Origin of the sequence: Fibrobacter sp. (assembly GCA_017503015.1) — a bacterium.
Classification (GTDB): Bacteria; Fibrobacterota; Fibrobacteria; order Fibrobacterales; family Fibrobacteraceae; genus Fibrobacter.
Genome location: JAFVTX010000001.1, coordinates 1 through 25,951 on the forward strand (window position 1 = coordinate 1; position 25,951 = coordinate 25,951).

General features: G+C 44.7%; 24 protein-coding genes. 20 read left to right on the forward strand and 4 right to left on the reverse strand.

The annotated features are described in order from the left end of the window. Positions 1–189 precede the first annotated feature (189 nt). A complete protein-coding gene (locus IKB43_00005; GenBank protein ID MBR2468529.1) occupies positions 190–1,149 on the reverse strand; it encodes an ORF6N domain-containing protein in 960 nt (319 codons plus the stop codon). A gap of 434 nt (positions 1,150–1,583) precedes the next feature. Here IKB43_00005 and IKB43_00010 point away from each other — a divergent pair, with 434 nt between their 5' ends. From IKB43_00010 to IKB43_00100, 19 genes are all read left to right on the forward strand, one after another. Further along, a complete protein-coding gene (locus IKB43_00010) occupies positions 1,584–1,901 on the forward strand; it encodes a hypothetical protein (GenBank protein ID MBR2468530.1) in 318 nt (105 codons plus the stop codon). 218 nt (positions 1,902–2,119) lie between these two features. Then, positions 2,120–2,863: a hypothetical protein gene (locus IKB43_00015; GenBank protein ID MBR2468531.1), complete on the forward strand. Its 744-nt coding sequence runs from the start codon at positions 2,120–2,122 to the stop codon at positions 2,861–2,863. A gap of 137 nt (positions 2,864–3,000) precedes the next feature. Beyond that, positions 3,001–4,053: a DNA cytosine methyltransferase gene (locus tag IKB43_00020; GenBank protein ID MBR2468532.1), complete on the forward strand. Its 1,053-nt coding sequence runs from the start codon at positions 3,001–3,003 to the stop codon at positions 4,051–4,053. 1 nt (position 4,054) lies between these two features. Next, entirely contained in the window at positions 4,055–6,217 is a 2,163-nt protein-coding gene (locus tag IKB43_00025; protein MBR2468533.1) for a sensor histidine kinase, read from the forward strand. Then, on the forward strand, positions 6,214–7,626 hold the full coding sequence (locus IKB43_00030; GenBank protein MBR2468534.1) for a hypothetical protein: 1,413 nt from the start codon (positions 6,214–6,216) through the stop codon (positions 7,624–7,626). Before IKB43_00025 ends, IKB43_00030 begins: the two co-directional genes overlap by 4 nt. Before the next feature lie 5 nt (positions 7,627–7,631). After that, positions 7,632–8,735, forward strand: coding sequence for a DNA cytosine methyltransferase (locus tag IKB43_00035; protein ID MBR2468535.1), 1,104 nt, complete (start codon positions 7,632–7,634; stop codon positions 8,733–8,735). After that, positions 8,732–10,648, forward strand: coding sequence for a hypothetical protein (locus IKB43_00040; GenBank protein MBR2468536.1), 1,917 nt, complete (start codon positions 8,732–8,734; stop codon positions 10,646–10,648). Before IKB43_00035 ends, IKB43_00040 begins: the two co-directional genes overlap by 4 nt. Positions 10,649–10,664: 16 nt before the next feature. Beyond that, a complete protein-coding gene (locus tag IKB43_00045) occupies positions 10,665–12,548 on the forward strand; it encodes an LlaJI family restriction endonuclease (protein MBR2468537.1) in 1,884 nt (627 codons plus the stop codon). Positions 12,549–12,882: 334 nt separating this feature from the next. Then, positions 12,883–13,926, forward strand: a complete 1,044-nt coding sequence (locus IKB43_00050; protein ID MBR2468538.1) for a DUF1016 family protein — start codon at positions 12,883–12,885, stop codon at positions 13,924–13,926. Positions 13,927–14,226: 300 nt separating this feature from the next. Further along, positions 14,227–15,312: an ORF6N domain-containing protein gene (locus IKB43_00055; protein ID MBR2468539.1), complete on the forward strand. Its 1,086-nt coding sequence runs from the start codon at positions 14,227–14,229 to the stop codon at positions 15,310–15,312. A gap of 67 nt (positions 15,313–15,379) precedes the next feature. Continuing rightward, positions 15,380–15,712, forward strand: a complete 333-nt coding sequence (locus IKB43_00060; GenBank protein ID MBR2468540.1) for a hypothetical protein — start codon at positions 15,380–15,382, stop codon at positions 15,710–15,712. Between the two features lie 96 nt (positions 15,713–15,808). After that, positions 15,809–16,144, forward strand: coding sequence for a hypothetical protein (locus tag IKB43_00065; GenBank protein ID MBR2468541.1), 336 nt, complete (start codon positions 15,809–15,811; stop codon positions 16,142–16,144). Positions 16,145–16,315: 171 nt separating this feature from the next. Then, entirely contained in the window at positions 16,316–17,773 is a 1,458-nt protein-coding gene (locus IKB43_00070; GenBank protein MBR2468542.1) for a putative DNA binding domain-containing protein, read from the forward strand. Beyond that, positions 17,770–17,967, forward strand: a complete 198-nt coding sequence (locus tag IKB43_00075; protein MBR2468543.1) for a hypothetical protein — start codon at positions 17,770–17,772, stop codon at positions 17,965–17,967. Before IKB43_00070 ends, IKB43_00075 begins: the two co-directional genes overlap by 4 nt. A 26-nt stretch (positions 17,968–17,993) precedes the next feature. After that, positions 17,994–18,353 carry a hypothetical protein gene (locus tag IKB43_00080; protein MBR2468544.1) on the forward strand — a complete coding sequence of 120 codons (360 nt, stop codon included), beginning with the start codon at positions 17,994–17,996 and terminating at the stop codon, positions 18,351–18,353. 312 nt (positions 18,354–18,665) lie between these two features. Next, positions 18,666–20,123, forward strand: a complete 1,458-nt coding sequence (locus IKB43_00085) for a putative DNA binding domain-containing protein (GenBank protein MBR2468545.1) — start codon at positions 18,666–18,668, stop codon at positions 20,121–20,123. A 144-nt stretch (positions 20,124–20,267) separates the two neighbouring features. Beyond that, positions 20,268–20,567: an ORF6N domain-containing protein gene (locus IKB43_00090; protein ID MBR2468546.1), complete on the forward strand. Its 300-nt coding sequence runs from the start codon at positions 20,268–20,270 to the stop codon at positions 20,565–20,567. A 2-nt stretch (positions 20,568–20,569) separates the two neighbouring features. Further along, positions 20,570–21,148, forward strand: a complete 579-nt coding sequence (locus IKB43_00095) for a hypothetical protein (protein MBR2468547.1) — start codon at positions 20,570–20,572, stop codon at positions 21,146–21,148. Between the two features lie 109 nt (positions 21,149–21,257). After that, complete coding sequence (locus IKB43_00100; GenBank protein ID MBR2468548.1) at positions 21,258–22,007, forward strand: nucleotidyl transferase AbiEii/AbiGii toxin family protein; 750 nt, start codon at positions 21,258–21,260, stop codon at positions 22,005–22,007. A gap of 225 nt (positions 22,008–22,232) precedes the next feature. On the opposite strand, the gene IKB43_00105 is transcribed toward IKB43_00100, so the two are convergent. Further along, the gene (locus IKB43_00105; protein MBR2468549.1) at positions 22,233–22,940 is read right to left on the reverse strand and encodes a hypothetical protein; all 708 of its coding nucleotides are present in this window, start codon (positions 22,938–22,940) and stop codon (positions 22,233–22,235) included. 29 nt (positions 22,941–22,969) lie between these two features. On the opposite strand from IKB43_00105, the gene IKB43_00110 reads away from it, so the two are divergent. Next, entirely contained in the window at positions 22,970–23,107 is a 138-nt protein-coding gene (locus tag IKB43_00110) for a hypothetical protein (GenBank protein ID MBR2468550.1), read from the forward strand. Positions 23,108–23,111: 4 nt separating this feature from the next. On the opposite strand, the gene IKB43_00115 is transcribed toward IKB43_00110, so the two are convergent. Together IKB43_00115 and IKB43_00120 are read right to left on the reverse strand one after the other, a co-directional pair. Then, positions 23,112–25,040: a hypothetical protein gene (locus IKB43_00115; protein MBR2468551.1), complete on the reverse strand. Its 1,929-nt coding sequence runs from the start codon at positions 25,038–25,040 to the stop codon at positions 23,112–23,114. 2 nt (positions 25,041–25,042) lie between these two features. Next, positions 25,043–25,804 carry a PASTA domain-containing protein gene (locus IKB43_00120; GenBank protein MBR2468552.1) on the reverse strand — a complete coding sequence of 254 codons (762 nt, stop codon included), beginning with the start codon at positions 25,802–25,804 and terminating at the stop codon, positions 25,043–25,045. Positions 25,805–25,951 lie beyond the last annotated feature (147 nt).

Consider the following 25,951-nt stretch of genomic DNA (forward strand, 5'->3'; position numbering starts at 1 on the left):
ATGCGCTTTTCGGTGGTAACGCTAGTCCATCGGGGATATCCGAACTGGTCGTATTCCGCGACTCTCTTTATTACCTGTTTTGTCTTCATTGGCACTACTCCTGCTTTTTTGAGTAGTGTCAACTTTTTTCAGTATAAGACACCGCCCTTTCATGGGCAACTTGTAAGTATCCCTTACAAGTTGATGTGTTCATCTCGGCTGCTGTTCCAGCTCAATCCGTTTTTCTTCCGATTTTTTCAGCACCTCTTCTAGTGTGAAATCCTCTTTCGTGAAGAAGAACGTGTTCGTGCCCAGGTCTTTCAGGGATGCCCCGAAATGGTAGGCCGTATCGTCGACAAACAGGAAGCGGTCGTGCATGCCGTAGCTCGGCAAAACCTTGAGCGGGCAGTCGGCATACTGCGCATTGTATGTCGCCAGGTCCACCTCGAAGACCTTGCTCTTGTCGTAAGTGTAGATGGTCGCCGACACGCCCTCGGCGCGTTTGAGCATCATCGCGAGAACCTTCTCGTCCACGTAGCGGTCCACCAAGACAATCCGTCTTTTTGCCTGCTTGATTAACCCGCATACGAACACATAGGCGTCAAACATCTGGTTGTTGTAATAGAGCCCCTTCGACTTGAGCTCGTTGCGGTCCATCGTCTCGAAAATTGTGTCGAATTTATGGTCGTGTTCCAGCAAGCGTGCGTCCTGCTCAAGCATTTTGGACTCCACGTTGGACAGGCGGTTGACCAGACCGCCATTTTGCATCAGGATTTGCCGTGCTGCAACAAAAGCACGCATGATGGCAATGTTCACTCTGATGGCTGTTTCACTTTTTAGAACAGACGAGAGCATCGCGATGCCTTGTTCAGTGAACGCGAAGGATCTAGACGAAGAATGCTTCAGTTTGTTGAACCGGTCGCAATTTGCGACCAGTTCCTTAAATTCAGATTTGTCTATCTGAAAGCAAAAATCCTCAGGAAATCGCTCTTTATTGCGTTTGACCTGCTCGTTGATACGCTTCGTTTCCACCCCGTAGAGCGTTGCCAAATCGCGGTCCAACATGACCTGTTTATCCCGGATGACAAGTATTTGCCGAGCAATCGGCATGTCCTCGGCAGTGGGTTCTAGCGGTTTTTCGCCATTTTTCATCAAAAATCTCCTATTCATCGTTCAAAGTCACAATTTGTGACTTTGAAGCCATTTGGAAATCGCAATCTGCGACCTCCATTTCTCGTATTTCTATATGGGATGCTCTTGCAATATTGTTGGCGGGGGCCTTCCCCGGCGTTACCTGGTGCGGCTTTCGCCACACACTCGAGCAGGCTGCTTCTCCTGCCAGCTATCCAACAACATCAACAAGAAGGTTGATGAACCCCACCGCGGATGCACGTACGGGCGCATGGCCTATGCCGACTGTCGCAGGGATTGTCGTAATCTCAGGTTGGGTGCGCAGAAAGAGGTCTGCACACCCGTTCACTAAATATACATCCTCGCGCGGCACCTGTCAAGAGATTTCTCGAAAATTAATCGTACCGAATTCGGTATAATTAACATGTCATTTTCTGTCACGAACATTATCTATCTTTCGGGGCGGAGGCACTATGGAAAACGACACGTTCGGCGGCGCGATACTCGCATGGGTCAAGAGCGCGAAAGCGTTCCTGAAAGTCCAGGCCGGCACGGGCGACAACCTGCTCGAAGAAGACATTCGGGAAGGGTTCACCGACTATTGCCTATGGTCCACGTTCCGGCCGGAAAGCATCGACACCGACGGCGAGCTTGACATGGAATGCCTGGACAGCGGCATGGTCCTGTTCAGTGAAAACTGCACCCCCGGAGAGGCGCTGGAATCGAGCTACCGGCAAGCCTTCGGCACCGACTTCGACAAGGACAACATCGCGGTACTGATGGAAGAATGACGCCGCCTTTTTACTTGGTGGGGGAAGCCTCCCCCTGCCTGCAGCCGCTTTGTCCGCGGGTTCCGCAGACTGTCATCCCCGCGAAGGCGGGGATCTCCTTTCCAATCCGCGTCCAAACCGTCTTCCGGACACCCCCTCTCCTAGGAGCTCCGCCCCTAAAACCCTGGATGCTGGAGCCGAGCCGCGGAAATTTCTGCATTACAACTATATTTCAGAATATGAGAAGAAATACAAAAATAAACCACTCCTTTCCACAATGCTTAATTAAACAGTGGATAAATAACTCCGTTGATAAATATCCGAATGCATTGCAAATATGTGACAAAGAGCTCAATTTCAGAAGAAAAGAAGCACATAACATCTTCTTTGAGAAAAATCAGTATACGCAAAATACAGAAACACAAACAAGCAAGGATGACGATCTGCTTTTCAAATATATAAGGGAAATCGAAACTGCTGACAACATCAACGAGAAAGCCAAAATCTTTCAGGATATTAGTTTTTTGCAATTGACTTACAAACTCCTCTGCAGGACAAAAACCATAAACAATCTTTTTGTTAAAGAAACTTACGAGAACTTAACTTTTGCAAAGGATCTATATTCGCCCGAGAAAACTTTGCCAAACGGCTTTACTGCTTATAAGCTTTTGAGGCAGACCGTAAACTTCCATTTGCTGGTAGAGGGCAATGACGATTGGGCGAAAATAGATTACCATTTTATGGTTAACCGCACAAACAAAAGGTTTGTCCACGCCGACAATATTAAGAATAAATTAATTATAAGCCTTTCTCCAAATCTCTGTGTCGGTTATTCCTCAAATAGGCGAAATGGCGGCAGAATCTCTGTTTTTACTCACGAAATTGAAGATGAAGGTCTTATTGTAAAACTGAACAAAAGCATGCTGGATGGATGTGATAAATTTGTTGTTTTTTATCAAAAAAGCGATTTAGGGATTGTTTAAGGTTCTTCCACCTTAGACCTAGACCCGAAGCTGGACGTTGATTGAAACAGCGAAAGTAAGAAAAAAAAGATGTAACGGTTTACCTAGAAAGACGAAATATGTATATTAAATTCGGGAAAATATAGGTTAACGACAATATGAGAGCAATTGACTTTTTTTGCGGTGGTGGCGGAATGACCTGTGGTCTGCGTCAAGCTGGTATTGATGTTGTGGCTGGTGTTGATTTTGACGAAGACGCAAAAGAAACGTATGAAGCGAACAACGAAGGCGCTAAATTTGTTCCCGCGGACATAAGTAAACTTGAATTAGACTATTTTGAAAAGGAATTGGGCGTTCGTCGAAATGACGATGAATTGATTCTTGTCGGTTGCAGTCCATGCCAATTTTATAGCATCATTCGATCTTCAAAAGAGAAATCAAAAGCGTCAAAAGACTTACTTTTACAATTTCAAAAATTCATTGGATATTATAACCCAGGATACGTCCTTGTTGAAAATGTTCCTGGGATTATTTCAAATAAGGAAACGGTCCTTTATGATTTTTTAGATTTTTTGAAAGATCACGGATATGGAGCTCCAAAATCAAAGACTTGCAAATATGCTATTATCAATATGAAAGATTACGGTGTTCCGCAAAACCGTCGTCGTTTTTCACTCATAGCTACTAGGCTGGATAGAGAAGTTCACTTGCCAGAAAAAGAGACGGAAGAAATTACAGTAAGAGATGCAATAGGCGACAGAAGAGTATATAGGCGCATAGAAGCGGGACATCGCGATGTTGACAAAAAAAGATTCCACTCTGCAATACAGCTGTCTGAAATTAACCTAGAACGCATTCGAAACACCTCTCATGACGGAGGGAATCGTTTAGAGTGGAGTAAAAATAGACACTTGCAATTAAAGTGTTATCGAGGCAAAGATCACTCTTTTTGTGATGTTTACGGACGAATTTTCTGGGATAGACCGTCTCCGACGATCACAACTAAATTTTTGAGTTATTCAAACGGACGTTTTGGGCATCCTGAAGATGATCGGGGACTTTCTGTTCGGGAAGGGGCGACCTTACAGTCGTTTCCTTGGGATTATGAGTTTAAGACGACAAGATTAGAAGTGGCTGCAAAGCTAATTGGAAATGCTGTGCCACCTGAATACGCCAAGCGGTTGGGCCAGGTGATTTTGGAGGATTATTAATATGAATTCGTCATTTACAATTAATCCTCGGGTGATAGCTCATTTAGGCGAAGCATTGATAAAAAACGAAAGTATCGCCTTGCTAGAATTGATAAAAAATTCATATGATGCTATGGCGTCAACATGTGATGTATTTTTTTATCATGAAAAAAATATTTTGTCTGCAATAACAATAACGGATGATGGCGAGGGAATGGATTTTGACACAATTACAAAAAAATGGCTAGTTATAGGAACAGACAACAAAAAAAGACTTCTAAATGAAGGTATTGAAAAAAAATACAACCGTCTGCCTCTCGGGGAAAAGGGAATAGGACGGTTAGGGGTACATAAACTTGGTAATAAAATAAGGCTGATTACAAGAAAACAAAATGCGGAAGAAATTGAGTTGTCTATAAATTGGTCTGAATTAGACAAAGTTAGCGCAATTGAAGAATTTAAAATTGAAATAAACCGTCATAAGGAACCAAGTTTTTTCAAAGAGAATGCACACGGGACAAGAATAGAAATAAACGATCTTAAACCAGGATGGGATAGACGAAAAATAAGGGATGTTTATAGAAACATTTTATCATTGAATAGTCCTGTTTTTTTTGATGCTAAAGAGAATGTTTCGGAATCATTTTCTGTTCAAACAACCAGTAACGACGAAAGCCTTTTCGAAGGTTTGCCAACATTCGATGAAATAAAATCTGTTGGGATGTATTTTGCACATTGTGAGATGTCTGGGAGTCGTATCACACAATTTGATTATTCCTTCGTACCATGGAAAACACTGGATAGGGTAAAAGGAGGAAGATCTATAAAGGTTGAAGACCTGTCTAAAACAGATTTTTTGACATTAAAGAAAAAAATAGTTATTGAAGAGAATGGTCGAGAAAAACAGAAAGATGTTGATGTTGATTTGAACAAAAATAAAGTGGGAACAATACAATTTGATGTTATTATTTTTGAACCAGACACGCAAATTATCAGTTTAATGAATTTGGAAAAAACAACATTCCGTTCGTATATGAGGGCGAACGGAGGTGTTCGAGTTTATAGAGATAATGTTCGTGTATATGATTATGGCGAGGCGGGGAACGATTGGTTGGGAATAGATGCTGCTAGAATTCATAAACTAGGCGGCAACATTAGTAATCAAATCGTGCTTGGGGCCGTACGAATTCGTAGAGACCAAAGTCTTGGCCTTGTAGAAAAAACAAATCGAGAAGGATTTGTAGAAAATGAGGCTTATGAGGATTTTGTCGCAGCTGTTCAGCATGCATTAAAGTTAATTGTTATTCAGAGAAATATAGACAAAGCTTCTTTATCAATTCTTTATAAAGAAAAAAAAGTTATTGAGCCTGTGTTATCCGATTTAGATGAAGTCATTCAATTGGTTCATGACAAGGTAAAGAATGAACAAGACAAGAATGAAATTTTGAAATCGATTCGTAAGGTAAGTGATCAGTACAAAAGTGTTAGGGAGATTCTTTTACGCAGCGCTAATGCAGGATTGAATTTGGGAGCCATTATTCATGAAATAGAAAAACAAATTTCAATTTTGAAGGGATGTGTCGAGCGAAAAGACACTCAAGGCGTTAGTGAAGTATCTGGCAGATTGGATGTTGTCGTTAGAAATGCAATGTCATTGCTAAGGAAAACGGATGTTAAGCAAAATAATTTAAATGATATTGCAAACGCTGTGTTAAATGGATTTAAATACAGATTTTCTGACCACCATATAACGGTTTTACAGAAAGCAGATTCGACGGATATTACGGCATTTGTCTCGGAATCTAGAGTAAAAAGCATCCTGAGCAATTTGTTTGACAACTCTATTTTTTGGCTTTCTCATGCAAATAATGATGGTGAAAAAATATTATCCATATATGTTACTGACCAAATGAATGATTTTAACAGTATTATAGTTTCAGATAATGGTCCAGGATTCACAATTCCAGAGTCATTAGCGGTAGAACCGTTTGTAAGTGGCAAGCCTGATAATATGGGAACGGGTTTGGGTTTGTATGTTTGTCACGAATTTGTTAAATCAATGGATGGAAAAATGGAATTCTGCAATATAAATGACTATAAACTTCCTGCGGAAATAAAGAAAAGCAATGCAACAAGAGCAATAATTGCTCTTTCTTTCCCCAAAAATAATCCGAAGAAGAAATGATAAGAAGTTTTTTAAATTTTTTAAGAGAGAAGATTGTCTATTTGCTAGATCTGGTAATTTCGCCCCTTAAGAAAAAAACTGCGGAGAATCACTCAATGTTAGAAACAATAAAAAATGTTTTAATAATAGATGACAATTATGACGAAGTTAAAGGTTTGGAAGATGAACTGAAGAAACAAGATGTTGGCGTCATTTGTTTAAATGCAGATGAAGCAATGACAGTAAATTTGAGACCCAAAGATTTATTATTCTTGGATTTTATGTTAGATGATATGGAAGACAAGTTTAAGTCTATTATGTCTGCGAAAATTAGGCCTCTTCTTAACAAGCATTTTTGTAAGAAATCTCCATACGGCATAGTGGTTTGGTCGAAACATGAGGAAAAATTAGATGTTTTTTATGAAAAGTTATACATAGACGCATTAAAAAATAAGGAGTACGATGCCCCTCTATTTGTAATTGTTTTGGATAAAAAACAATATTTACAATCAGGAAATTTCCAAAATATCATGTCCGATATAGAGGAGAAAATAAAACAATCTGCATCAGCCTCTTTTTTCATTAATTGGAACGCAGGTATTTCGAAAGCCTCATACGATTCTATTTCGGATATATATGGCTTAGCATCAAGTTTTGCAGACCATGATGACGAAATAAAAAAAATCCTTTTTAAATTAGCCAAAAGTCAAACAGAAATTCCTAAAAAAGAATTAGAAAAATACATTACAGACAATCTGTTGTCAGATGATGCTTATAAAACTATGGACGAAATACTTTGTTCAAATCTAAAATTGAACGACAGAACGTTCCATGATAATTTGTTTTCTTCGATAATGCCGTCCAAAGAGTCTTTTGAAGAAAAAATAAAAATAGCCTCTCACCTTAATACAAAATTGTTTATAAGTGAAATTCCGCATAATATGACCAATATTGTTCCTGGAAATGTGTATGAAATTTTAGATCCAGCATCCATGCTTAAACTGGACAATGTTCCTTCTAAATGTAAAAAAATTGCCATTGAACTGTCTCCGCCATGTGATGTTGTTAATAAAAGAAAAAATAATAGATTAGTTGGAGGTATTCTACTTCCTGCACCATTGAATGAGGCTGATTACATAAACAAATTTAAGGGCCACTATAACCAGGAAGAACATGTGTATAAACCTGGAACGTATTCAAATGCGTACTATTATGTGTTGCATGCGATGCATCTTCCAAAAAACGAAAGCAAAGCGTTCACGATGATTTTTGATTTTCGTTATTTTTCAAGCGTGCCGGATGCTGATATACAAAACACTTCAAAATATAAACTCCTATTTAAAGCAAAAAATGATTTGTTTGCAGACATCCTACAAAAATTTTCTTCTCATGGAGCAAGGCTTGGCTTGGCAGAAATGAGTCTTGATTAAATAAGATGAGTATTGGTATTTTTTCTTTCTTCGCTGGATCTGGCTTCCTTGACCTCGGTTTTGAAAAATCGGGTTATGACATTAAATTTGTTAACGAGTATTTGCCCGCTTTTATGAGCGCCTATAAGTATTCTCGAGAACAAATGAAATTGGACTGTCCTGAATTTGGTTATCAGAATAACGATATTAATGATTTTCTTAACAATCGAAAAAAAGAATTAAAAGACTTTGTAAGCGTGAGTAAAAAAGAAACTCTTACTGGATTTATTGGAGGCCCCCCATGTCCTGATTTTTCCGTTGCAGGAAAAAACAAAGGACGGGAAGGTGATAACGGCAAATTATCTTTGTCCTATGTAAATTCCATTGTGACGTTTAATCCAGATTTCTTTTTGTTTGAAAACGTGAAGGGGCTTTGGCGAACAGCTCGTCATCGTGCATACTTCGAAGAACTGAAAAAAATGTTACACTTTGCTGGGTATTGTACCACAGAAAGGCTGACAAATTCATTGGAGTTTGGGGCACCACAAGACAGAGATCGCATCCTTCTTTTCGGTATAAAAAAGAAGTATTTAAGGTCTAAGGATTATCATGATGATGAAATTCTGAATTTTCCATGGGAGTCAAAAATGATTTATTCTATGGAAGATATTCAAAAGTGCAAATGGCCTACAGAATCAGTGTTTAAAAAAGACGGAAAATTGTCGCAGCCGAAAAAAATTATTCCAGAACTGACGGTTGAACATTGGTTTAAACAAAATGATGTTTTGAACCACCCTAATGGTAATGATTTCTTTCAACCCAAGGCTGGCTTGGCAAAAATGAAAGTTATTAAAGAAGGTGATGTTTCAAAAAAATGTTTTAAACGGCTGCATCGCTGGAGATATTCTCCAACTGCAGCGTACGGCAACAATGAAGTGCATCTTCACCCTTATAAGGAACGTCGACTTTCTGTTGCGGAAACTTTGGCAATCCAATCGCTTCCTAAAGATTTTATTCTTCCTCCTGAAATGACGCTGACCGACAAATTTAAAACTGTTGGCAATGGAGTGCCGTATTTGATGGGGAAAGGTATCGCGGAAACTATTATTGAATTTTTGGAGGGCTTATGACCTACGAAGAATTTCTTGCCAATGTAAAAAAATTAGACAAAACAAAGGAATATAATTACATTTCTAACAAAGGAAAATTTAAATTAACGGGCGTTGAAAATAGTATTGTAAAAATACTTGTCACTAAAGAAGATTTATCAAAAAAAGAAAGCTCTGTATCAAAAAACATCATCGAAGCTTATCTTACCGAACTGGCAAAAGGATATCCTATTGATTGTGCTAAAGTCAGCGGTGAAAGCGGTAGTAATCGTTCGATTCCTCCGTCTTTATTATGTCTGATGCCGCATATTTTTGCGCTAAAATTAAATAAAAGGGCGCATATTATTGAATTAAAAGAAAAATCGCACAACTTGGGTGAGTTAGAATTTATTAATGAATTAGATATTGCAGAAAAGATAAAATTAGGGGAAAAATCGAATCGTGAAAAAATTGAATCTGAATTTAAAAATTATCTGAAAAATATTGCAAGAAGCAAGCAAACTGGAAAAAAATTAAAAGATTCGTCCATCTCAAGTTATTTACTTTTTCTGAAACCAGAAAAACTGTTTGACTACAATCCTCAAAAATGGTCAAATATAGAAAGCATTTATGATATCACAAGTTTAGATAAAATAAATGAAATTCTGCAGACGCTTTTAAAAGATCCTGTCTTTATCAACAGAAATAGCAGTGATAACAATGGATTTCGGGCTAGATCGTTAAAACAATACAGAGACTTTCTTATACATCAAACAAATGTGTTTGATAATTACGATTTTGAAGAGGGAGTGATGCAAGGAATGAAAAATGAACTATCTCAAAAAATTTTCTTCGGAGCTCCTGGCACAGGCAAGTCTCACAAAATTGATTATGACCTTTTTAAAGATGAAAATGGGAAACCCATTGGAATGGGTATAAAGGAAATTCCTGAGAACCAGAAATTTCGCACCACGTTCCACCCGGATTACGATTATGCGCAGTTTGTAGGTGCATACAAGCCCAAGAAAGAATTAAACAAAACTACAAACAAAGAAGAACTAACCTATTCCTTTGTTCCGCAGGTTTTCGCGAAGGCTTACGCTGCGGCTTGGAAGCTGTATTTAGATGCTAAGGGAGATTCCCGTGATTCTATCGGGGCTTCGCCCCTCCAGAATGACAGCGGGAAAGATATTCAAGTCTATCTCGTTATCGAAGAAATCAATCGCGGAAACTGCGCCCAGATTTTTGGAGACATTTTCCAATTACTCGACAGGAATGACAAAGGTTTTTCTGATTACAGCATCATTATTGACAGTGATTTTGCTGATTGGCTGAAAACGGATTCAAAGGATGGATTGCAAACTGTTTGGAACGATTATATCGGCTTTAGTTATGAGAAAAATGGAGAAGAAATATACCCTGTTTCCGAAACAAACATTGCTCTCCCGCCGAACCTGAACATTCTTGCCACCATGAACACCAGCGACCAGTCGCTGTTTCCCATGGACAGTGCGTTCAAGCGCCGTTTTGACTGGGAATACGTGCCAATCAAATACGCAAAAGATAGTGACTGCGGCGAAGACTGGAATGCCGATAAATTCGCAATCGACGTCAGTGGTTCAACTTACATGTGGCTCGATTTCTTGAAAAAAGTTAATGCCGACATTTACGACGCCACGCAAAGCGAAGACAAGCAGATGGGCGAGTTCTTCATTAAGCCGAAGAGCGATGATTTGAAAATTGCGTTCAATGAATTCCGTTCCAAGGTCCTGTTCTATTTGTGGGATTCCGTGTATAAAGACGAGACTGAACGGCAGGCCGTGTTCCACTTCCCGTATGGGGATGGTGATGATAAAATAAAAAGCGTGACGTTCCAATCGCTTTTCGGTAAAGATGCTGAAGCTATCGTGAACAAGATTATGGAAAATCTGAAAGTTGAGAAAGTGACCGCCTAAAACTTTTTGGTTGTTCATGATTTTCCTGTTCGAAGAATTTGCCTACAGTACCGATTACCTCAAGGAGGTTATCGGTTATAGGGGCAATAGCGATTTCCAGAGCGAGAGCGGTTTTAATACCAAAGCGGCCGACACGGGCGCCAAAATAAATGGCGTCGGTTATTGCTTTTTCAACGGGAATCCTGTATTCGTGCTGCCCAAGGTCTTTCTCGACAGCAACAATACAAGGGCTTTCGGCGTGCCGATTGCCGCCGACGGCAAGGATATTTTCGGTAAGGGCGAGTCGCCCATAAAGAACGTTCAGCGCAGGTTTCTATCGTCGCTTTCGACTTGGCTCTATTCCGCTATCGACAAGTACCGCGCCGACAGCGATATGACTGGCGTCCGTTCCCCGGACCACATGGAACATTCCAAGTTCAGGGGCGATGCCCGCTATGCGACGCTGCTCGATGTCATGAGTAGCATGGAACTGTTCTACAAGAAAAACCAGAACCTGTTCGTCTTTGTCGCCAAGAACAAATATAGCGGAAACAATCGGATTAACTGGCAGCGGACCATCGCGAAAAAGACGCCCTTTATTCAGGGCGATTCGCCAATCTACATGGAACTGGTGAACAAGAAGAAGGTTTTTGATTTGGACGACCGTCTGCTTGTTCTGTATTTCTCCGCGATGAAGTTTATCCAGGACGAGTTCGGGTTTGAAATGCCGCAGAGCGAGTTCTACGTTCCGCTCAAAAGGCAGGAGTTCGCACGCCTTCTGGAATGCGAACGCGGGCTGCGCGAACTTCGCCGTATCAAGTACAAGTATTTCGAAGACCGCCTGCTGAAACTCTATAACATAATGGAGGCGTTTTTCCGTTGGGGCGCCAAGTACACCAACAAGAACGTAAAGGCGAAGGAATACCTGATTGCAAATTCGTTCAACAACGTTTTCGAGGCGATGATAGACAGCCTCATCAGCGACCAGGACGAAAAAGTCACGAAGTTGAAGAAAAACGAAGACGGCAAGATAATCGACCACCTGTACAAGGAAAAGTCTTTGATATTCGCCGACGGGAACGAAAGCATTTGGCACATTGGCGATAGCAAGTATTATAAAGAAGAAAACGAGGTGCTCGGCCAGTCGGTTGCAAAGCAGTACACCTACGCCAAGAACATTGTCCAGGACTTTTTCTCTCCCGATTTTGTCGATGGCAATGACGAATGCTATAGTTCGGGTGTCCATCAAGGGGTGCGCTACAGGGACTCGGTGACAGAAGGCTACAGCGTCACGCCGAACTTCTTTATCCGCGGATTTGTCCCGGAGTTCGAAAACGACGATCAGTACGACGATCCGTATTTTTCGAAGAAAGGCGAATCGAAAGACCCGATCAAGCCCGGCGAAGACATGTGGGGTAAGCGCAACCGTCATTTCCGCAATCGCCTCTTTGACCGCGACACGCTCCTGCTGAAGGTGTACAACATAAACTTCTTGTACGTGCTCAAGACCTACACCTCCAAGCATTCGTCCCTGCGCGACGATTTCAAGAAGAAGACCCGAAAGAGATTCCGCGAAGATTTTTTGGAGCTGCTGGGCGACAATTACTACTTCTGGGCCGTATATTTGCCGGACTGGCAAAAACCCGATTATGCAGAACGGCTCCAGGATTTTGTTGACCGCCATTTCCATGCGCTAGTGGGCCGCGTGTTCCAGCCCGCAGGAACGCCGCACTGCCTGATACTCGCGCTGGAACGGAATGTTGTCGATAAATCAAAAGAAGGCGACAAAGACGATTATCGAGCGATCCGGAAGATTGTCGACGACGCAAAATGCGAAGTCTTTTACGTATGGCCCCATGAAATATGGGAAGACGACGACCTGCGAAATGATAAGTATCGGGGTTGGAATACTGATTTCTAGCATATTTAAATTCTCGATTTTGCGTTAGGGATAGTGACCCGAAGGGCGGCGCTGTGGCGTCGTGAGCGAAGCGAGTATAGCCCGACCCAGCCCTTCGGCAAGCTCAGGGACCTGGGCCGGGGGAACGCCTTGTAAAATTTTCTTACCCCTCTTGCCAATTTTGGGGATATTAGGTACATTAATGCCCGACGTGTTTCTCCGTCTAATGGAGAAATGCGTCTTTTTTTTATTCCGGAATTTCGGGGTAAAGGGGACGCCTCTAACATCAACAAGCCGCAACATGCGGCAAATGGAGGCTAAAATGGCTAAAAAGAAAGACTCGAAAAACGGGTCGATGTTTGTGTTTCGTGATGGAATGGTGGCGGATAGCAGTTATGTTGAATGGTTGTCGGACATAAAACAGCGTTTTCGTCAGAGCCAAACAAAAGCATCAATTCGCGTGAACACCGAAATGCTGGAATTTTACTGGGGGATAGGTCGCGATTTAGTAGCGTTACGCGCTGAAGAACGTTGGGGAACTGGAGTTGTAAAACAGTTTGCGCTTGACATGCGTCGGTCATTTCCAAACGAAACAGGCTTTTCTTTCACGAATGTGAAGTATATGAAGCAATGGTATTTGTTCTATTTTGATCGAATAAAAAAAGGCCAACGGGCCGTTGGCCAATTGGAGATGCCCAAAATCTTTGGTAAGGTCCCCTGGGGACAGCATATAGATATTGTTTCTCGATGTCAATTAATAGACGAAGCAATGTTTTATGTAAATAATGTAGTGAATAATGGATGGTCACGTCCCGCATTAAACGCAAACATTGATGCCAATCTATTTCAAGCAAAGGGAACTGCGGTCACTAATTTCGACAAAACCTTGCCTTCTTCTCAGGAAAAAATTGCAAAGGAAATTTTGAAGGACCCCTATCATTTTGAATTCTTAAAGATGCGGGAAAAATACGAAGAAGGTGATCTTGAAGACGCTCTTATTGCCAATGTAACGCAGTTTTTGTTGGAATTGGGGAAGGGATTTTCGTATGTCGGGCGTCAAATGGAATTTCGAATGCCAGGTGGTCAGGCGTTTTTCCCAGACTTGATTTTTTATTTTATTCCGCAGCATAGATATGTCATTATTGACCTTAAGGTTGTTAAGTATACACCTAAGTTTGCTGGTAAACTCAATTTTTATGTAACAGCAGCAGATGAACTACTTCGTGGTGAAGGAGATAATCCTTCCGTGGGTTTGATTATTTGCAAATCAACAGATAAGACGGTTGTAGAATGGTCGCTCAAGGATATTAACAAACCGTTAGGTGTGGCAACATACAAGTTGAGGGAGGTTGTTGATCGTACTATGGCAGAAATGAAAATGAAGAAAAAAAGGAGGTGACTTGAAATCACAAATTTGGCTTCAAGTTGGATGGCCGGAATACCTTCATGGAATTGCGCACGTGTTGACTTTCCTCAAACCTCTTTGTATATTTATCCCCGTATTACGACAATCCCTGCGACAGTCGGCATAGGCCTTGCGGCCCGTACGTGCATCCGCGGCGGGGTTCATCAACCTTCTTGTTGATGTTGTTGGATAAAAGCATCCCAAAACATAACAAACCCAAATTGTGCCTGCAGTGCAGACGCAATTAAAACCGTTTTTAACGTTCGCTCATGCCGAGCGGGCTAGAGGATTATTATGGCAAGAAAAACTGATAAATTGGCTGTCGCGGAATTCCCGCTTATTGACGAAACCCTGCTCAAATCGCGGATATACACCATTCGCGGGGTCAAGGTGATGCTCGATGCAGATTTGGCCGGGATTTACGGGTATAGCACCAAAGCATTTAATCGGCAGGTCAAGAATAATATCGATCGTTTTGCGGAGGATTTCCGGTTCCAGCTGTCCAAAAGCGAAGTCGATGAATTGCGGTCAAAATTTTTGACCGCAATTACCGGTGCAAATAACACTGAAAATTTGCGGTGCAAAAATTGCACCGCAAATCTCAGCACGATGAGCCGCTCCTGTCCCTTTGTTTTTACGGAACAGGGTATTTATATGCTCATGACAGTGTTGAAAGGTGATTTGGCAGTACAACAGAGTATGGCTCTTATTCGCCTTTTCAAGCAGATGAAGGACTATATCGTTGCTGAAAACCATCAACTGCTCGGAACTGCGGGAATTGCCCAGATTGCGGCGCAGACTGTTCAAAATACACATGAAATCGCGGCCGTTTCCGCCGAAGTAAAGGAACTTTCTGGCGAAGTTCGCGATATCCGGAGCGATCTGGGAAAAATCAATGTGGACCTCCGGATGGTCATGGAAAATTTCGTCAATCCTTCGTCTTTCAGGCACTTCCTGATTCTGAACGGGCACAAGCTGGAGGCGGACGTCGCTTACGCGCAGATTTACGGTATGGCGAAGAGGTCGGTGCTGATAGTCGATAACTACGTGGATATTAAGACGCTGAATTTGCTGCGGAATGTGCACAAAGGCGTTTCCGTCCTGATTTTCAGCGACTTGCTCGGTGGAAGCCGCATGACAGATGACATGCTTGCCGATTATCGGGCCGCCCGCCCGGACGTGTCGATTGACAAGAAACCCGCCATGCACAAGTTCCACGACCGCTACATTCTCGTGGATTTCAAGATCAAGAGCGAAAAGTTGTACCATTGCGGGGCGTCTTCCAAAGATGCCGGCAACAAGATTACGACCATCGTCCAACTCGACGATGTTGATGCATACCGGAACATGTTCGAGGAAGTGTTGGAGCAACCAAGATGACCTTGTATTGGATACGGGAAACTGGTGAAAAAAAACAATTCAGTCAACCAAATAAAGGAAAATTACTGTGAAGAAAAAAGCAGAGAACGAGAATGAATTTGAGTTGCCGAAGGAACTCTTGGAATCAATAGCTGGGCTTAATGAACTTATGAGCCAGCAGCAGGATCAAGCCGCCGCAATGCTGTACAGATTAATGTTTCGCCATGAACGGGATCTCCATGTACTCGACCACTATTCAGATGTCGTACTTGAAGGCGTTTCTGGCATGGGTAGCGAGTTCGCGAAAGAGGATTACAGGAATTTCTTGCAATACCTGTCGTATGTTATTCCTAGCGAATATGCTCCGCATAAGGAAATGTACGAAGAAGAGCTCAGAATCGCCGAAGATGATGATGAGTGAACAGCGTGTATTACAATGTGTATTGCAATGTGTATTGACAAGTGTATATACATTTTCTACAATAGGGAGGGTGTGCAATAACTGTAAGGAGAGCTCATGAAGACGAAGAGCAAAAAGCGCGAGAAGATTAAGCTGCCCAAGGGGTTCAAGCTGGTTGACGATTTCCTGTCTAAAGAGGAAATCGAGGCGCTCGAGAACGATACCACGATGAGGGATCCGATGGTTATCACCGGTGGTCATGAGTCGGAGACGCTAGAGGAATCCATTGCGCGCATCAGTCGCGCAATTGCCGAGGCCAAGGAAGAAAAGAAGATGTATTCCATAAGGCTCAAGGTCAAGACGGTGGAATCGATCAAACGCAAGGCCGCCGCCGCGGGCATCCCTTACCAGACTTACGTGAACGTGTTGCTCGACAACGCCGCGTCTGCCTGATTGTAAAATTTTCTTGCTCCCCTAGCCAACTTTCCGAATATTAGGTACATTAATGCCCGACGTGTTTCTCCGTCTAATGGAGAAATGCGTCTTTTTTTTATTTCGATTTTCGGGATAAAGGGGACGCCTCTAACATCAACCGGCCGTTTTTGCGGCTAAATGGAGGCTAAAATGACCAAAGAAGAAATTCTAGCTGGTGAATCAGAACTGCTTGAGTTCAAGCGGGATGTTCCCGAACAGAGCGTCAAGTATATCAAGACCGTTGTTGCCTTTGCTAACGGCAAGGGCGGCACGATTGTCTTTGGCGTGGACGACAAGACCCATAAAATTATAGGCATAAAAAAGAGCGAGGTCTTTCAGAAAGCCGACACAATCGCTGATACGATTTTCAACAGTTGCGAGCCCAAAATCAGGCCGAGTATCAATCTTCAGGAAATTGACAAGCGCTACATTATCGTGGTGACGGTTCCTTCTGGAATGCAGCAGCCCTATTACATAAAGAGCATGGGCATTACCGAAGGCACTTTTGTTCGCGTGGCGGCAACGACCCGTGAAGCAGAACGATACATGCTCAAGGAACTGCTTCTTGAAGGTGAAAACGAATCGTTCGATCAGCAACCAGCTGGCGAAACCGTTTCGAAGGAAGAAGTCGAAAATCTTTGTGACAAGATTTATGATTTTACAGCCGGGACATTGAGCAAAAAAGAACGTGCAGCATTGCGAAGGCCGACCGTCAACCAGTTGCTTTCGTGGAAACTGTTGAAGAAGGAAGGCCGTTCTTTAGTGGCTTCGAATGGGTTTAAACTTTTGCAGGGGACAAACGGGGATTTCCCTGACGCAAAGATTCAATGCGCCGTATTCAAAGGAAATATCCGGGGCGATTTCTTGAAGCGACAAAATATGGAAGGGCCTCTTTTTGAGCAGATTGAGTCGGCCTACCAGTTCGTAATGCAGAATTTGCCTGTTCAATCCAAGGTAAAGGGGCTTTTTAGGCACGACAGTTCCCTTTTGCCCGAATCTGCCGTGCGCGAAGCCATTGCAAATGCGGTGTGCCATCGCAGTTACCTAATCCCTCGCAAGGTGCAGGTAGCATTGTATGATGACCGCCTGGAAGTGACGTCCCCAGGGACGCTTTGCAGGGATATCACCTTGGAAAAAATGCGTGAAGGCATGTCTAGCGTGCGCAACAAGGGGATTGCAGAAACGTTTATCTATATGCGCATTGTCGAAACATGGGGAAGCGGTATTCCGAACATCTTCAAGGCAATGCAAGAAAGCGGCTTGCCGGAACCCGTGATGCAGGATTTTCATGGGGATTTCAGGATAACCTTATATTGGAAGAAATCCGTCCAATCCCACCCAATCCTACCCAATCCCACCCAATCCCACCCAATCCTACCCAATCCCACCCAATACAGTGAGGTGGAATGGAATCTGCTTAAAATCTTAAAGGACAATCCTAAATTAAGTCAAAGCGAAATGGCCGAAAGAATGGGAATGAAGATAAATCGTCTCAAGTATTACTTAAACGAACTTCGAAAGGCTCCGAATCCAGCAATTCGCCATATTGGCACAACTCGTGATGGCTATTGGGAAATCCTAGTTGATATTAAAGGAGAAATACGATGAAGAAAAAATCAGAAGAAGAGAACAAGAAAGATAATACTGGATGGAATGCCTTTTTGGAATTGCGTAGGCAGGCTCAGCGCGGTATGCTCCGGACCATGCAGCAGCTTTCCGCCGATGCCGAAAAGGTTGGTTCCGCCGAAATGACACTCGACGAAATCAACGCCGAAATCGCCGCAGCCCGGCATGGGAAATAAACTTAACCATAAAAGTGAGGAAAAAAATGAACTACACATTTACAGAAAAAGAAGTTGAAATGATGTATAACTGGGGGATGTACGCTGATGGGGAAAGCGGCTTCAATGAAGAAGAACAAAAATTGTACGATAAATTGGAACGAATATTTACACCATTGCAAAAAGAAAAAAGTGAATCTCGTAAGATTTTAGATTTTTTTGAAGAGGTATGCAGCACATATAAGGGTGTATCATATTCTTTGCGAATCCCCGGAGGGAATTGCATAAGATTCATCGACATAGACAAAGACCTTTGCTTTGACACGGAAAAGTCTAGGTATACGGATGTGGTGCTGGAGGTTTCGAAGGTGATAAATAAATTGAAGTTGAAGAAACGGGAGGTCTAGACTCAATAGGGAACGCACTGCGTTCCCTATTAGCCGCTACTAATATGGCTTTTATTCCGACATTAAAGGCTACAAAAAGCGCAACAATATTTTTGATCTAATTGAATTTCGTAAACGGTGTTTACGAAAAATGATGATGCTCTCAATGGTTTATAGAAAAGTTCGGTGAAACAGAGAGATGATCAGAAATCCCGCTTGTAAAATTTTCAACCGGCCGTTTTTACGGCTAATGGAGGCTAATATGGCTAAAAATGAAGAAGAGCTCAGAATCGCCGAAGATGATGATGAGTTTGCGGATAGGGAGGCCACGTAATGAATCTTGCAAAATTTGAGAATGCCCTGAAGATTGGGGAAACTGCGGCCATAGAGTTCAAACGGGCTGGTGGCACCATTGAAATGGACACCTTTGAAACGGTCTGCTCGTTTTCGAACCGATTCGGAGGAGATATTTACTTGGGGGTGCTTGACAATGGGACTGTTGTTGGCGTTCCTGAAAATGCAGCCCAGCCGATGGTGAAAAACTTTATCAGTGCCATCGGTAATCCGGACTTGTTCAGCCCCACGCTTTATCTTGAACCAGAAATTTTCAAGTACCGCAAGAAAACCTTGATTCATATCCATGTTCCTTCAAGCGGCGAGGTACATTCGTTCAAGAAACGGATTTATGACCGCGTAGACGAGGCGGATGTCAAGGTGACTGCGACAGCAAAAATTGCGCAGATGTATATCCGCAAGCAAGAAATCTACACAGAACGCAGGGTGTATCCGTACGTAAAGTTGAAAGACTTGCGCTTGGATTTACTGCCGATGATACGGATTCTGGCCAAGAACAACGCTGGCGGTAGCCACCTTTGGGAAAAACTATCGAATAGGGATTTGTTGAAAAGTGCAGGGCTTTATGCCGAGGATCATGTTACCGGCAAAAATGGGTTCAATCTTGCCGCGGTGATGCTTCTTGGTCGCGACGAGGTTATTCGCGATATTTGTCCTGCTTACCAGACTGACGCCCTTGTCCGCAAGGTGAATGTCGATCGTTATGACGACCGTTTGACGGTAGTTACGAACTTGGTCGAAAGTTTTGAACTGCTTTTTAAATTCGCGGCGTTGCACCTGCCCGATAAATTCTATGTGGAAGGGGCCGAACGCAAATCTCTTCGGAATATTGTGGCTCGTGAAATGTTGGTAAACACACTGATGCATCGGGAGTATTCAAGTTCGTACCAGGCGAAGTTTGTGATAGAACAGGACAGGATGTATGTGGAAAATGCGAACAGGGCTCGGTTCAACGGTCCGATAACGCTGAGGAATCTTGAGCCGTTCCCGAAGAATCCGCTTATCGCAAGCTTTTTTCGCAATATCGGCTATTCGGAAAAGCTCGGTTCCGGTGCCCGGAAAATGTTCAAGTACGGGAGGCTTTATTCCGGTGTTGAACCTGAATTTTTTGAAGATGATGTTTTTCGCATCATTCAACCGCTGAACGAAAATTATTCGTTTGATGCGGAAAATGAGGCTGGTGGTCAGAATGAAGACTCGGAAACTACCCAGAAAACTGCCCAGAAAACTACCCAGAAAACTACCCAGAAAATACTTGATGCGATATCAAACAATCCTAATGTGACTAGGTTGGAGTTATCGGAAATTTGTGGAATAACTGCTGACGGCGTAAAATGGCAATTGAGAAATCTCACAAAGTCTGGGCGCATTGTTCGTATTGGCGGAGATCGCGGTGGCCACTGGGAGGTGCACGACATGGAGCATCCCAAAACATAACAAACCCTAATTGTGCCTGCAGTGCAGACGCAATTAAAACCGTTTATAACGTTCGCTCTTGCCGAGCGGGCCAGAGGATTATTATGGCAAGAAAAACTGATAAATTGGCTGTCGCGAATATACACCATTCGCGGGGTCAAGGTGATGCTCGATGCCGACCTGGCCGAGATTTATGGATACGAGACGAGATTTTTCAATCGCCAGGTAAAAAATAACATTGATCGATTTGCGGAGGATTTTCGGTTTCAATTGAATGAGGATGAAATGCAAAACTTGATGTGCAAAAAATGCACATCAAGTTGGGGTGGAACACGAAAATTGCCGTATGCCTTCACCGAACAGGGCATCTATATGCTTATGACGGTTTTAAAAGGTGACCTTGCTGTTGATGTTAAAATTTCTACGGCATATTTGCAAAAGTGCCGTAGATTTGTTATATTGTAGGTATGGCAACATACGATGGAAAAGAAGTAAAGATCCCAGAGGGGATGTTCGCCCGTGAAACCATGAGCGCGTACCAGTATCATCAGGCCTTGAAAAAGGTCAAGTCCGGTGAATTGTTCCGCTTGCGTCCGGGCTTTTTTGTCAATGCAAGTGTCCTTGCCGATGTAATGATCGACATCGATGCGCTCGTGCCCGGCGGTGTGCTGTGCATGTATTCTGCTTGGGAGCATTACGAGCTGACGACGCAAATTCCGAATGCCTTCTGTATCGCTATTCCCCGCAAGCGAAAAGTCGTCCTGCCTGAATTTCCGCCTGTCACTCTGTATTTCTGGTCAGACCATTTGCTGGAATTTGGAATCGAACAGGCATCCGTTCATGGGCACAATGTTCGAGTCACAGATTTGGAACGTTCCGTCTGCGATGCCGTAAAATACCGCAACAAAATCGGATTGGACGTTTGCGCCGAAATTCTCAAGACGTATCTGCGCAACCCTAGGCGAAATATTTCAAAACTGATGGAATATGCTAGAAAATTGCGCATTGCAGCAACCCTGAAGAAATACCTAGAAATCGGGGGATAATGTGGTTCAGGATATTGCCAAATCCGTTCGTAATCGTCTTTTGGAACAGACCAGGATCACGCATGGAGACTACTAACAGGTAGTAATACGGTTTGTTCATGAAAGATTGATGTACCGTCTTGTCCAAAGCAGGTACAGACAGTCCTTTTATCTGAAAGGTGGTTCCCTGTTATATGCGTTGAATCCATTAATTGCAAGGCCGACATTGGATGTTGATTTTCTCGGAGTCAATTTTCCGTCGGATCCGGAACGGCTTCGGGATATTTTCGCCGATATATGTTCACAGCCCTGCCCTGAAGATGGCGTACTCTTTGACATTGGTAGCATAAATGTTGAAAGGATTATGGATGATAAGGAGTATAAGCGTCTCTGTGTACAGGTAAAAGCATTGTTAGATACTATTGTTCAGCGAATTTCTATTGATGTTGGGTTTGGCGATGCCGTAGTTGGAGTGAAAGAGATTTCGTATCCCGCTTTGCTGGAAACGTTGCCTCAGGCAAATTTGTATGTCTATTCAATAGAGTCTGTAATTGCTGAAAAATTTCATGCAATGGTCTTGTTGGACGAGAGTAACAGTCGCATGAAGGATTTCTACGATGTGTATCAAATTTTTTCGAATCAAGAAATAGATTATCAAAGCCTGGAAAAGGCGATTAAGGCGACATTCCGAGCGAGGGATGTTGTGTTCAATCCTGAAATAAAACTGTTTGACTCTGATTTCGCCACTGACAAAGTGCGACAGGCGCTTTGGAAAAATTTTCTGCACAAGATTAAGCAAGACAACCGTTTTGATTTTGAAGACGTGATGAAACTGATTCGCGAAAAATTGCAAAAATATTGGATGGATTTGACTGCTTAGGCGACTTTTCTTTGGTCTCTTTGTATATTTATCCCCGTATTACGACAATCCCTGCGACAGTCGGCATAGGCTTTGCGGCCCGTACGTGCATCCGCAGTGGGGTTCATCAAGCTTCTTGTTGATGTTGTTGGATAAAAGCATCCCAAAACATAAACAAACCCAAATTGTGCCTGCAATGCAGGCGTAGTTAAAGCCATTTTTAACGCAGTCCAGGTTATCGCTACGTTATTCCCCAACAGCCTTGAAGCTCTTGGGGATATTCAGGCGCCAGGTGCCCAGGCTGAAGGGTTTTCCGTGGGTCACTTTCTTGATGAAAATTTCCAGAAAGACTTTTCCGTCCCGCTCGAAGCGGATGTTCCTGGGCATGGTGCGGCCTTCGAGGGTCCCTTCGTCCAAAAAGACGGTCTTTTCCGGCTTGCCGTCGCGGCCCGTGCGCAAGAGCCACTGGACGCGTCCGTCTTTTTCGCCGTAGCTGAACAGGCGTCCGGTGGATTCCTTCGCACTCACGACGGTCACGCCCGACGAATCCTTTGACCCGGTTTTCTCGAAGCGCTCCGGAAGAAGCTTGCCTTCGAAGAGGGCCGCGACCTGATGGATATGCACCAGCGGGAGCGTGTTGTCGTTCAAGAGGCCCACCATGTAGCCGTTCCCCTTTACGTAGATTTTTTCTGTCGGGAACACCATCTGCCAGCCTGTTTCGGTCCAGAGCATAGAGGCGACGCCGATTCCCAAGGGTCCCGTCAGCTCGAGCCTGTAGCGTTTTCCAGGCACAGAGAAAAGTACGGCGTCGAACTCCTGGACCTTTCCGTCTTCTTGGGTGATGTTCAGCTGGAATTTAGCCCGCAGACTGTCGGGGCGGGCCTGCTCCTGGACGCATGCCGCAGAACCTTCGCAGGCACCTGCGGTGCCACGGCTCCCGGCGCAGCCTGCCAAAAGGAGAGCAGCAAAAAAAATGAGTATGAATGTTGATGCTTTTTTCAAGCGATGGCAAGAACTGTATGGATCCCATCGCTGCGCTCCAGGATGACGCTGGGAGAAATCCGTGGCTGACGCAGTTGCTCCTGAATGACGCCGTTGTGAAAAGACCCGAAAAGACATAGCGCCTTACTTCTTGTGCTGTTTCAAAAATTCCTTGGCGGCCTTGTTGTTGGGCCTGAGTTTAAGCACCAGCTTGTAAGACTTGACCGCATCGGCGGTCTTGCCGAGCCCCGCCTGTATGGCGCCCATGTGTTCCCAGTAAACGTAGTCTTCCTTGAAATTTTCGGACTTTATCTGCTGCATCACGGCGTAGGCTTCTTCGAATTTTCCCTTGCGGTAGAGCCCCCAGGCCTTTGAATCCAAGAAGGCCTCCGACGGAGCCTTGCCCTTTTCGAGTGCAAGAGCCTTGTCCACCAGCGCAATTCCCTTGTCCACTTCTTCGGGAGAGCGGTTCAGGTCGATAAGGGAGTATCCGTAGTAGTTGTACACTTCGGGCCTGTCCAGCTCGCCCCTGTCGGGAGCGGTCAGCAGGTATTCGAACAGCTTGAAGGATTCGTCAAATTCTTCCATGCGTTCCAGATTCATGGCCATGTTGAAACGGATGAGCAGGCTGGTGGAATCTCCCATCAGCATGCTTTCCCAGAAGAGGTTCGCCTTGGACCGCGCCTCGTGCGCCTGGAAAAGCTTGAGGGAATCGGCCTTGCCGTCGGATTCGATTTCTTGCGCCTGCGCTACCAGAATTTTGGCGTAGGTATGCTGCAAGTGCCTGTAAGTTTTTTGGGCTTCGTGATTCACCTGGGCAACCGACGCGGAATCGGCGATGCCCGCCATGGGCGTCCAGTTGGTCCAGACTCCAAGCAGGGAGTCCAGCAGATAATAGGCCTGCTGGTACTTGCCCGCATAGCCATAGGTCATGGCCAAGAAATCCTTGTCGTTACCGTCCAGAATGGAGTCCGCACGCACGGCGTAGGCAACGGCATCGTCCTTCTTTTTTTCGGTGAGGGCGATTCCGGCCAGAGCCCTGCAGGCCTGGGCCGCAAAGGGCTTGCTCGTGAGACCCTCCAGGGCCTTGTTGTAATGGACCTTCGCGCTGTCCACCTCGTTCTGGGCGTATTCGTAGTTGGCCAAGAAATAAATCAGCACGGGAGATTCCAGATGGTCGGTGTAGATCTTTTTCCGCAAAAAGGCGAGAGCGTCGGCACGGCTGTCTTTGGCGATTACCAGGAGCACCAGGTTGATCATATTCTCTTCGTATTCCGACACGGTGCTGAGGGTATCCACGATGGCACGGGCCTCGGCATTGCGTTTTTGGATGATAAGACCCTGCACCTGCTGGAGCAACATCTTCTTGTCACCGGTAGCCTCGTAGCCCTTGGCAAAAAGTTCCACCACGGCGGAATCCTTGTGCATGTCGATGAGCAAGTTCAGCTGCCGCTGGAAAAGCGAAGAGATGTAGTTCACCTGGGGGAGCAGCAGGTCATAGACCCGCACCAGTTCCTTCTTGTCTTGCACCGCTTCCAGAAACAGGCTGTAATCGTACAGGAGCGTCATGTCCTGGTAGCGCGAAGAATCCAGCGCCAGATTGAAATACCGACGGGCAGAATCGGCAATTCCCGCTTTTACATACAACTTAGCAAGCAGTTCGAACTGACCGGGGTTCGTCTTGCCTTTCAGCTGGTTGGCACGTTTAGCTAGCACCAGCGCGGCAGAATCTTCGCCGTGGGCGGCAATCCTTTCGGCCACGGCGAAGGAGAGGTAGCGGCTTTCGGGATCCGCCTCGAAAGCCCGCTGCCAGAAAATTTCGGCCAGGGCCTTTTCGCCCCGGAGTTCCATTTCCATCGCCCGAATAAACGATTCGTGAGCCACGTCCAGATTCTGGACCGTTGCCGGCTGTTTTGTTTCGGCCTTCTGTGCAACGGCTTTTGCGATGGCGGCAGAATCCGCCGCCGTCAGGGTCGCCTGGCCGCCAGCATCCTTGCGGGGTGCAGAACTGCACGCCGCCAAGAGCGCCACCAGCGCCAACGTCCAGAAAAATGTCAGGCCTCTACGGAACATAACTAGTCGGCAATCACAAAGTCTATCTTGGTGTCGGGCAGCAGGTAGTCACCTTCCTTGGGAGAAGTTTCTATGACGGTGTTCGGGGCTTCGCCATTTTCGGCCTTGACGCGCTTCACGTTGCCTACCTTGAACCCCAGCTGTTCCACTTTCACGAACACGTCGTCGATGACTTCACCTGCAAAGGAGGGCAGCAGCACGCGCCCGAGAGTTTCGCCTGCAGAGATGATGACGTTGACGGTATCGCCTACGCGGGCGGTGTCGCCGGCCATAGGGTCTGTGCGGATAACCACTCCGCGGGGAATGCTCTTGTGGGCGCCCTTGATAATCTGGCCCTGCACAAGGCCTGCGCGGGTCAGCGTTATGGTGGCCTGCTTCTGGCTCTTTCCGCGAAGGTCCGGAATTTCCACCTGACGGAGTCCAAGACTTCTCGTGATCTGGACGGTGCGGCCTACCTTGGCCATGCGACCGGCGGCAGGCATCTGCACCAGCGCCCGACCTGCGGGCACCTGGGCGTTGTAGCGGCCCTCTTCCAACCACTTGGCCTTGAAGCCCACAGCCGAAAGCGCAGCGTCCGCTTCGGCTTCGGTCATGCCTTCCAGATTGGGCACCTCGGCGGTGCTGGTGAACTGTCCGGAGAAAATAGGCAGCGCAATCTTATCTACCACAAGGGCGAGAATCACCAGGAGTACCACCCAGAGGATGAACGCCCTGATGAACGGGGATGTCTTGAACCACTTAAAAAAATTCTTTATCTTACTCATTTCCTTTTTTCACCTTGTCGTCCGGATTCACAATCCGAACTTCAAACTTTTCATTCCTTCGAACTGGCGCTCCCTATCCCCTAAATCCTAGCCTCTAGATCCTAGCCCCTAGCCCCTATCCACCTTCCCGGGGTTTTAGGGGTGTCC

Bases quoted from the DNA above. Each gene is read 5' to 3' on its own strand.
- IKB43_00095 (MBR2468547.1), top strand. From the start codon at position 20,570: ATGGCAACATACGATGGAAAAGAAGTAAAGATCCCAGAGGGGATGTTC.
- IKB43_00070 (MBR2468542.1), top strand. From the start codon at position 16,316: ATGACCAAAGAAGAAATTCTAGCTGGTGAATCAGAACTGCTTGAGTTC.
- IKB43_00045 (MBR2468537.1), top strand. From the start codon at position 10,665: ATGATTTTCCTGTTCGAAGAATTTGCCTACAGTACCGATTACCTCAAG.
- IKB43_00110 (MBR2468550.1), top strand. From the start codon at position 22,970: ATGTTGATGCTTTTTTCAAGCGATGGCAAGAACTGTATGGATCCCATC.
- IKB43_00100 (MBR2468548.1), top strand. From the start codon at position 21,258: ATGTACCGTCTTGTCCAAAGCAGGTACAGACAGTCCTTTTATCTGAAA.
- IKB43_00040 (MBR2468536.1), top strand. From the start codon at position 8,732: ATGACCTACGAAGAATTTCTTGCCAATGTAAAAAAATTAGACAAAACA.
- IKB43_00010 (MBR2468530.1), top strand. From the start codon at position 1,584: ATGGAAAACGACACGTTCGGCGGCGCGATACTCGCATGGGTCAAGAGC.
- IKB43_00055 (MBR2468539.1), top strand. From the start codon at position 14,227: ATGGCAAGAAAAACTGATAAATTGGCTGTCGCGGAATTCCCGCTTATT.
- IKB43_00025 (MBR2468533.1), top strand. From the start codon at position 4,055: ATGAATTCGTCATTTACAATTAATCCTCGGGTGATAGCTCATTTAGGC.
- IKB43_00120 (MBR2468552.1), bottom strand. From the start codon at position 25,804: ATGAGTAAGATAAAGAATTTTTTTAAGTGGTTCAAGACATCCCCGTTC.
- IKB43_00090 (MBR2468546.1), top strand. From the start codon at position 20,268: ATGCTCGATGCCGACCTGGCCGAGATTTATGGATACGAGACGAGATTT.
- IKB43_00030 (MBR2468534.1), top strand. From the start codon at position 6,214: ATGATAAGAAGTTTTTTAAATTTTTTAAGAGAGAAGATTGTCTATTTG.
- IKB43_00080 (MBR2468544.1), top strand. From the start codon at position 17,994: ATGAACTACACATTTACAGAAAAAGAAGTTGAAATGATGTATAACTGG.
- IKB43_00035 (MBR2468535.1), top strand. From the start codon at position 7,632: ATGAGTATTGGTATTTTTTCTTTCTTCGCTGGATCTGGCTTCCTTGAC.
- IKB43_00075 (MBR2468543.1), top strand. From the start codon at position 17,770: ATGAAGAAAAAATCAGAAGAAGAGAACAAGAAAGATAATACTGGATGG.
- IKB43_00015 (MBR2468531.1), top strand. From the start codon at position 2,120: ATGAGAAGAAATACAAAAATAAACCACTCCTTTCCACAATGCTTAATT.
- IKB43_00065 (MBR2468541.1), top strand. From the start codon at position 15,809: ATGAAGACGAAGAGCAAAAAGCGCGAGAAGATTAAGCTGCCCAAGGGG.
- IKB43_00050 (MBR2468538.1), top strand. From the start codon at position 12,883: ATGTTTGTGTTTCGTGATGGAATGGTGGCGGATAGCAGTTATGTTGAA.
- IKB43_00085 (MBR2468545.1), top strand. From the start codon at position 18,666: ATGAATCTTGCAAAATTTGAGAATGCCCTGAAGATTGGGGAAACTGCG.
- IKB43_00005 (MBR2468529.1), bottom strand. From the start codon at position 1,149: ATGAATAGGAGATTTTTGATGAAAAATGGCGAAAAACCGCTAGAACCC.
- IKB43_00020 (MBR2468532.1), top strand. From the start codon at position 3,001: ATGAGAGCAATTGACTTTTTTTGCGGTGGTGGCGGAATGACCTGTGGT.
- IKB43_00115 (MBR2468551.1), bottom strand. From the start codon at position 25,040: ATGTTCCGTAGAGGCCTGACATTTTTCTGGACGTTGGCGCTGGTGGCG.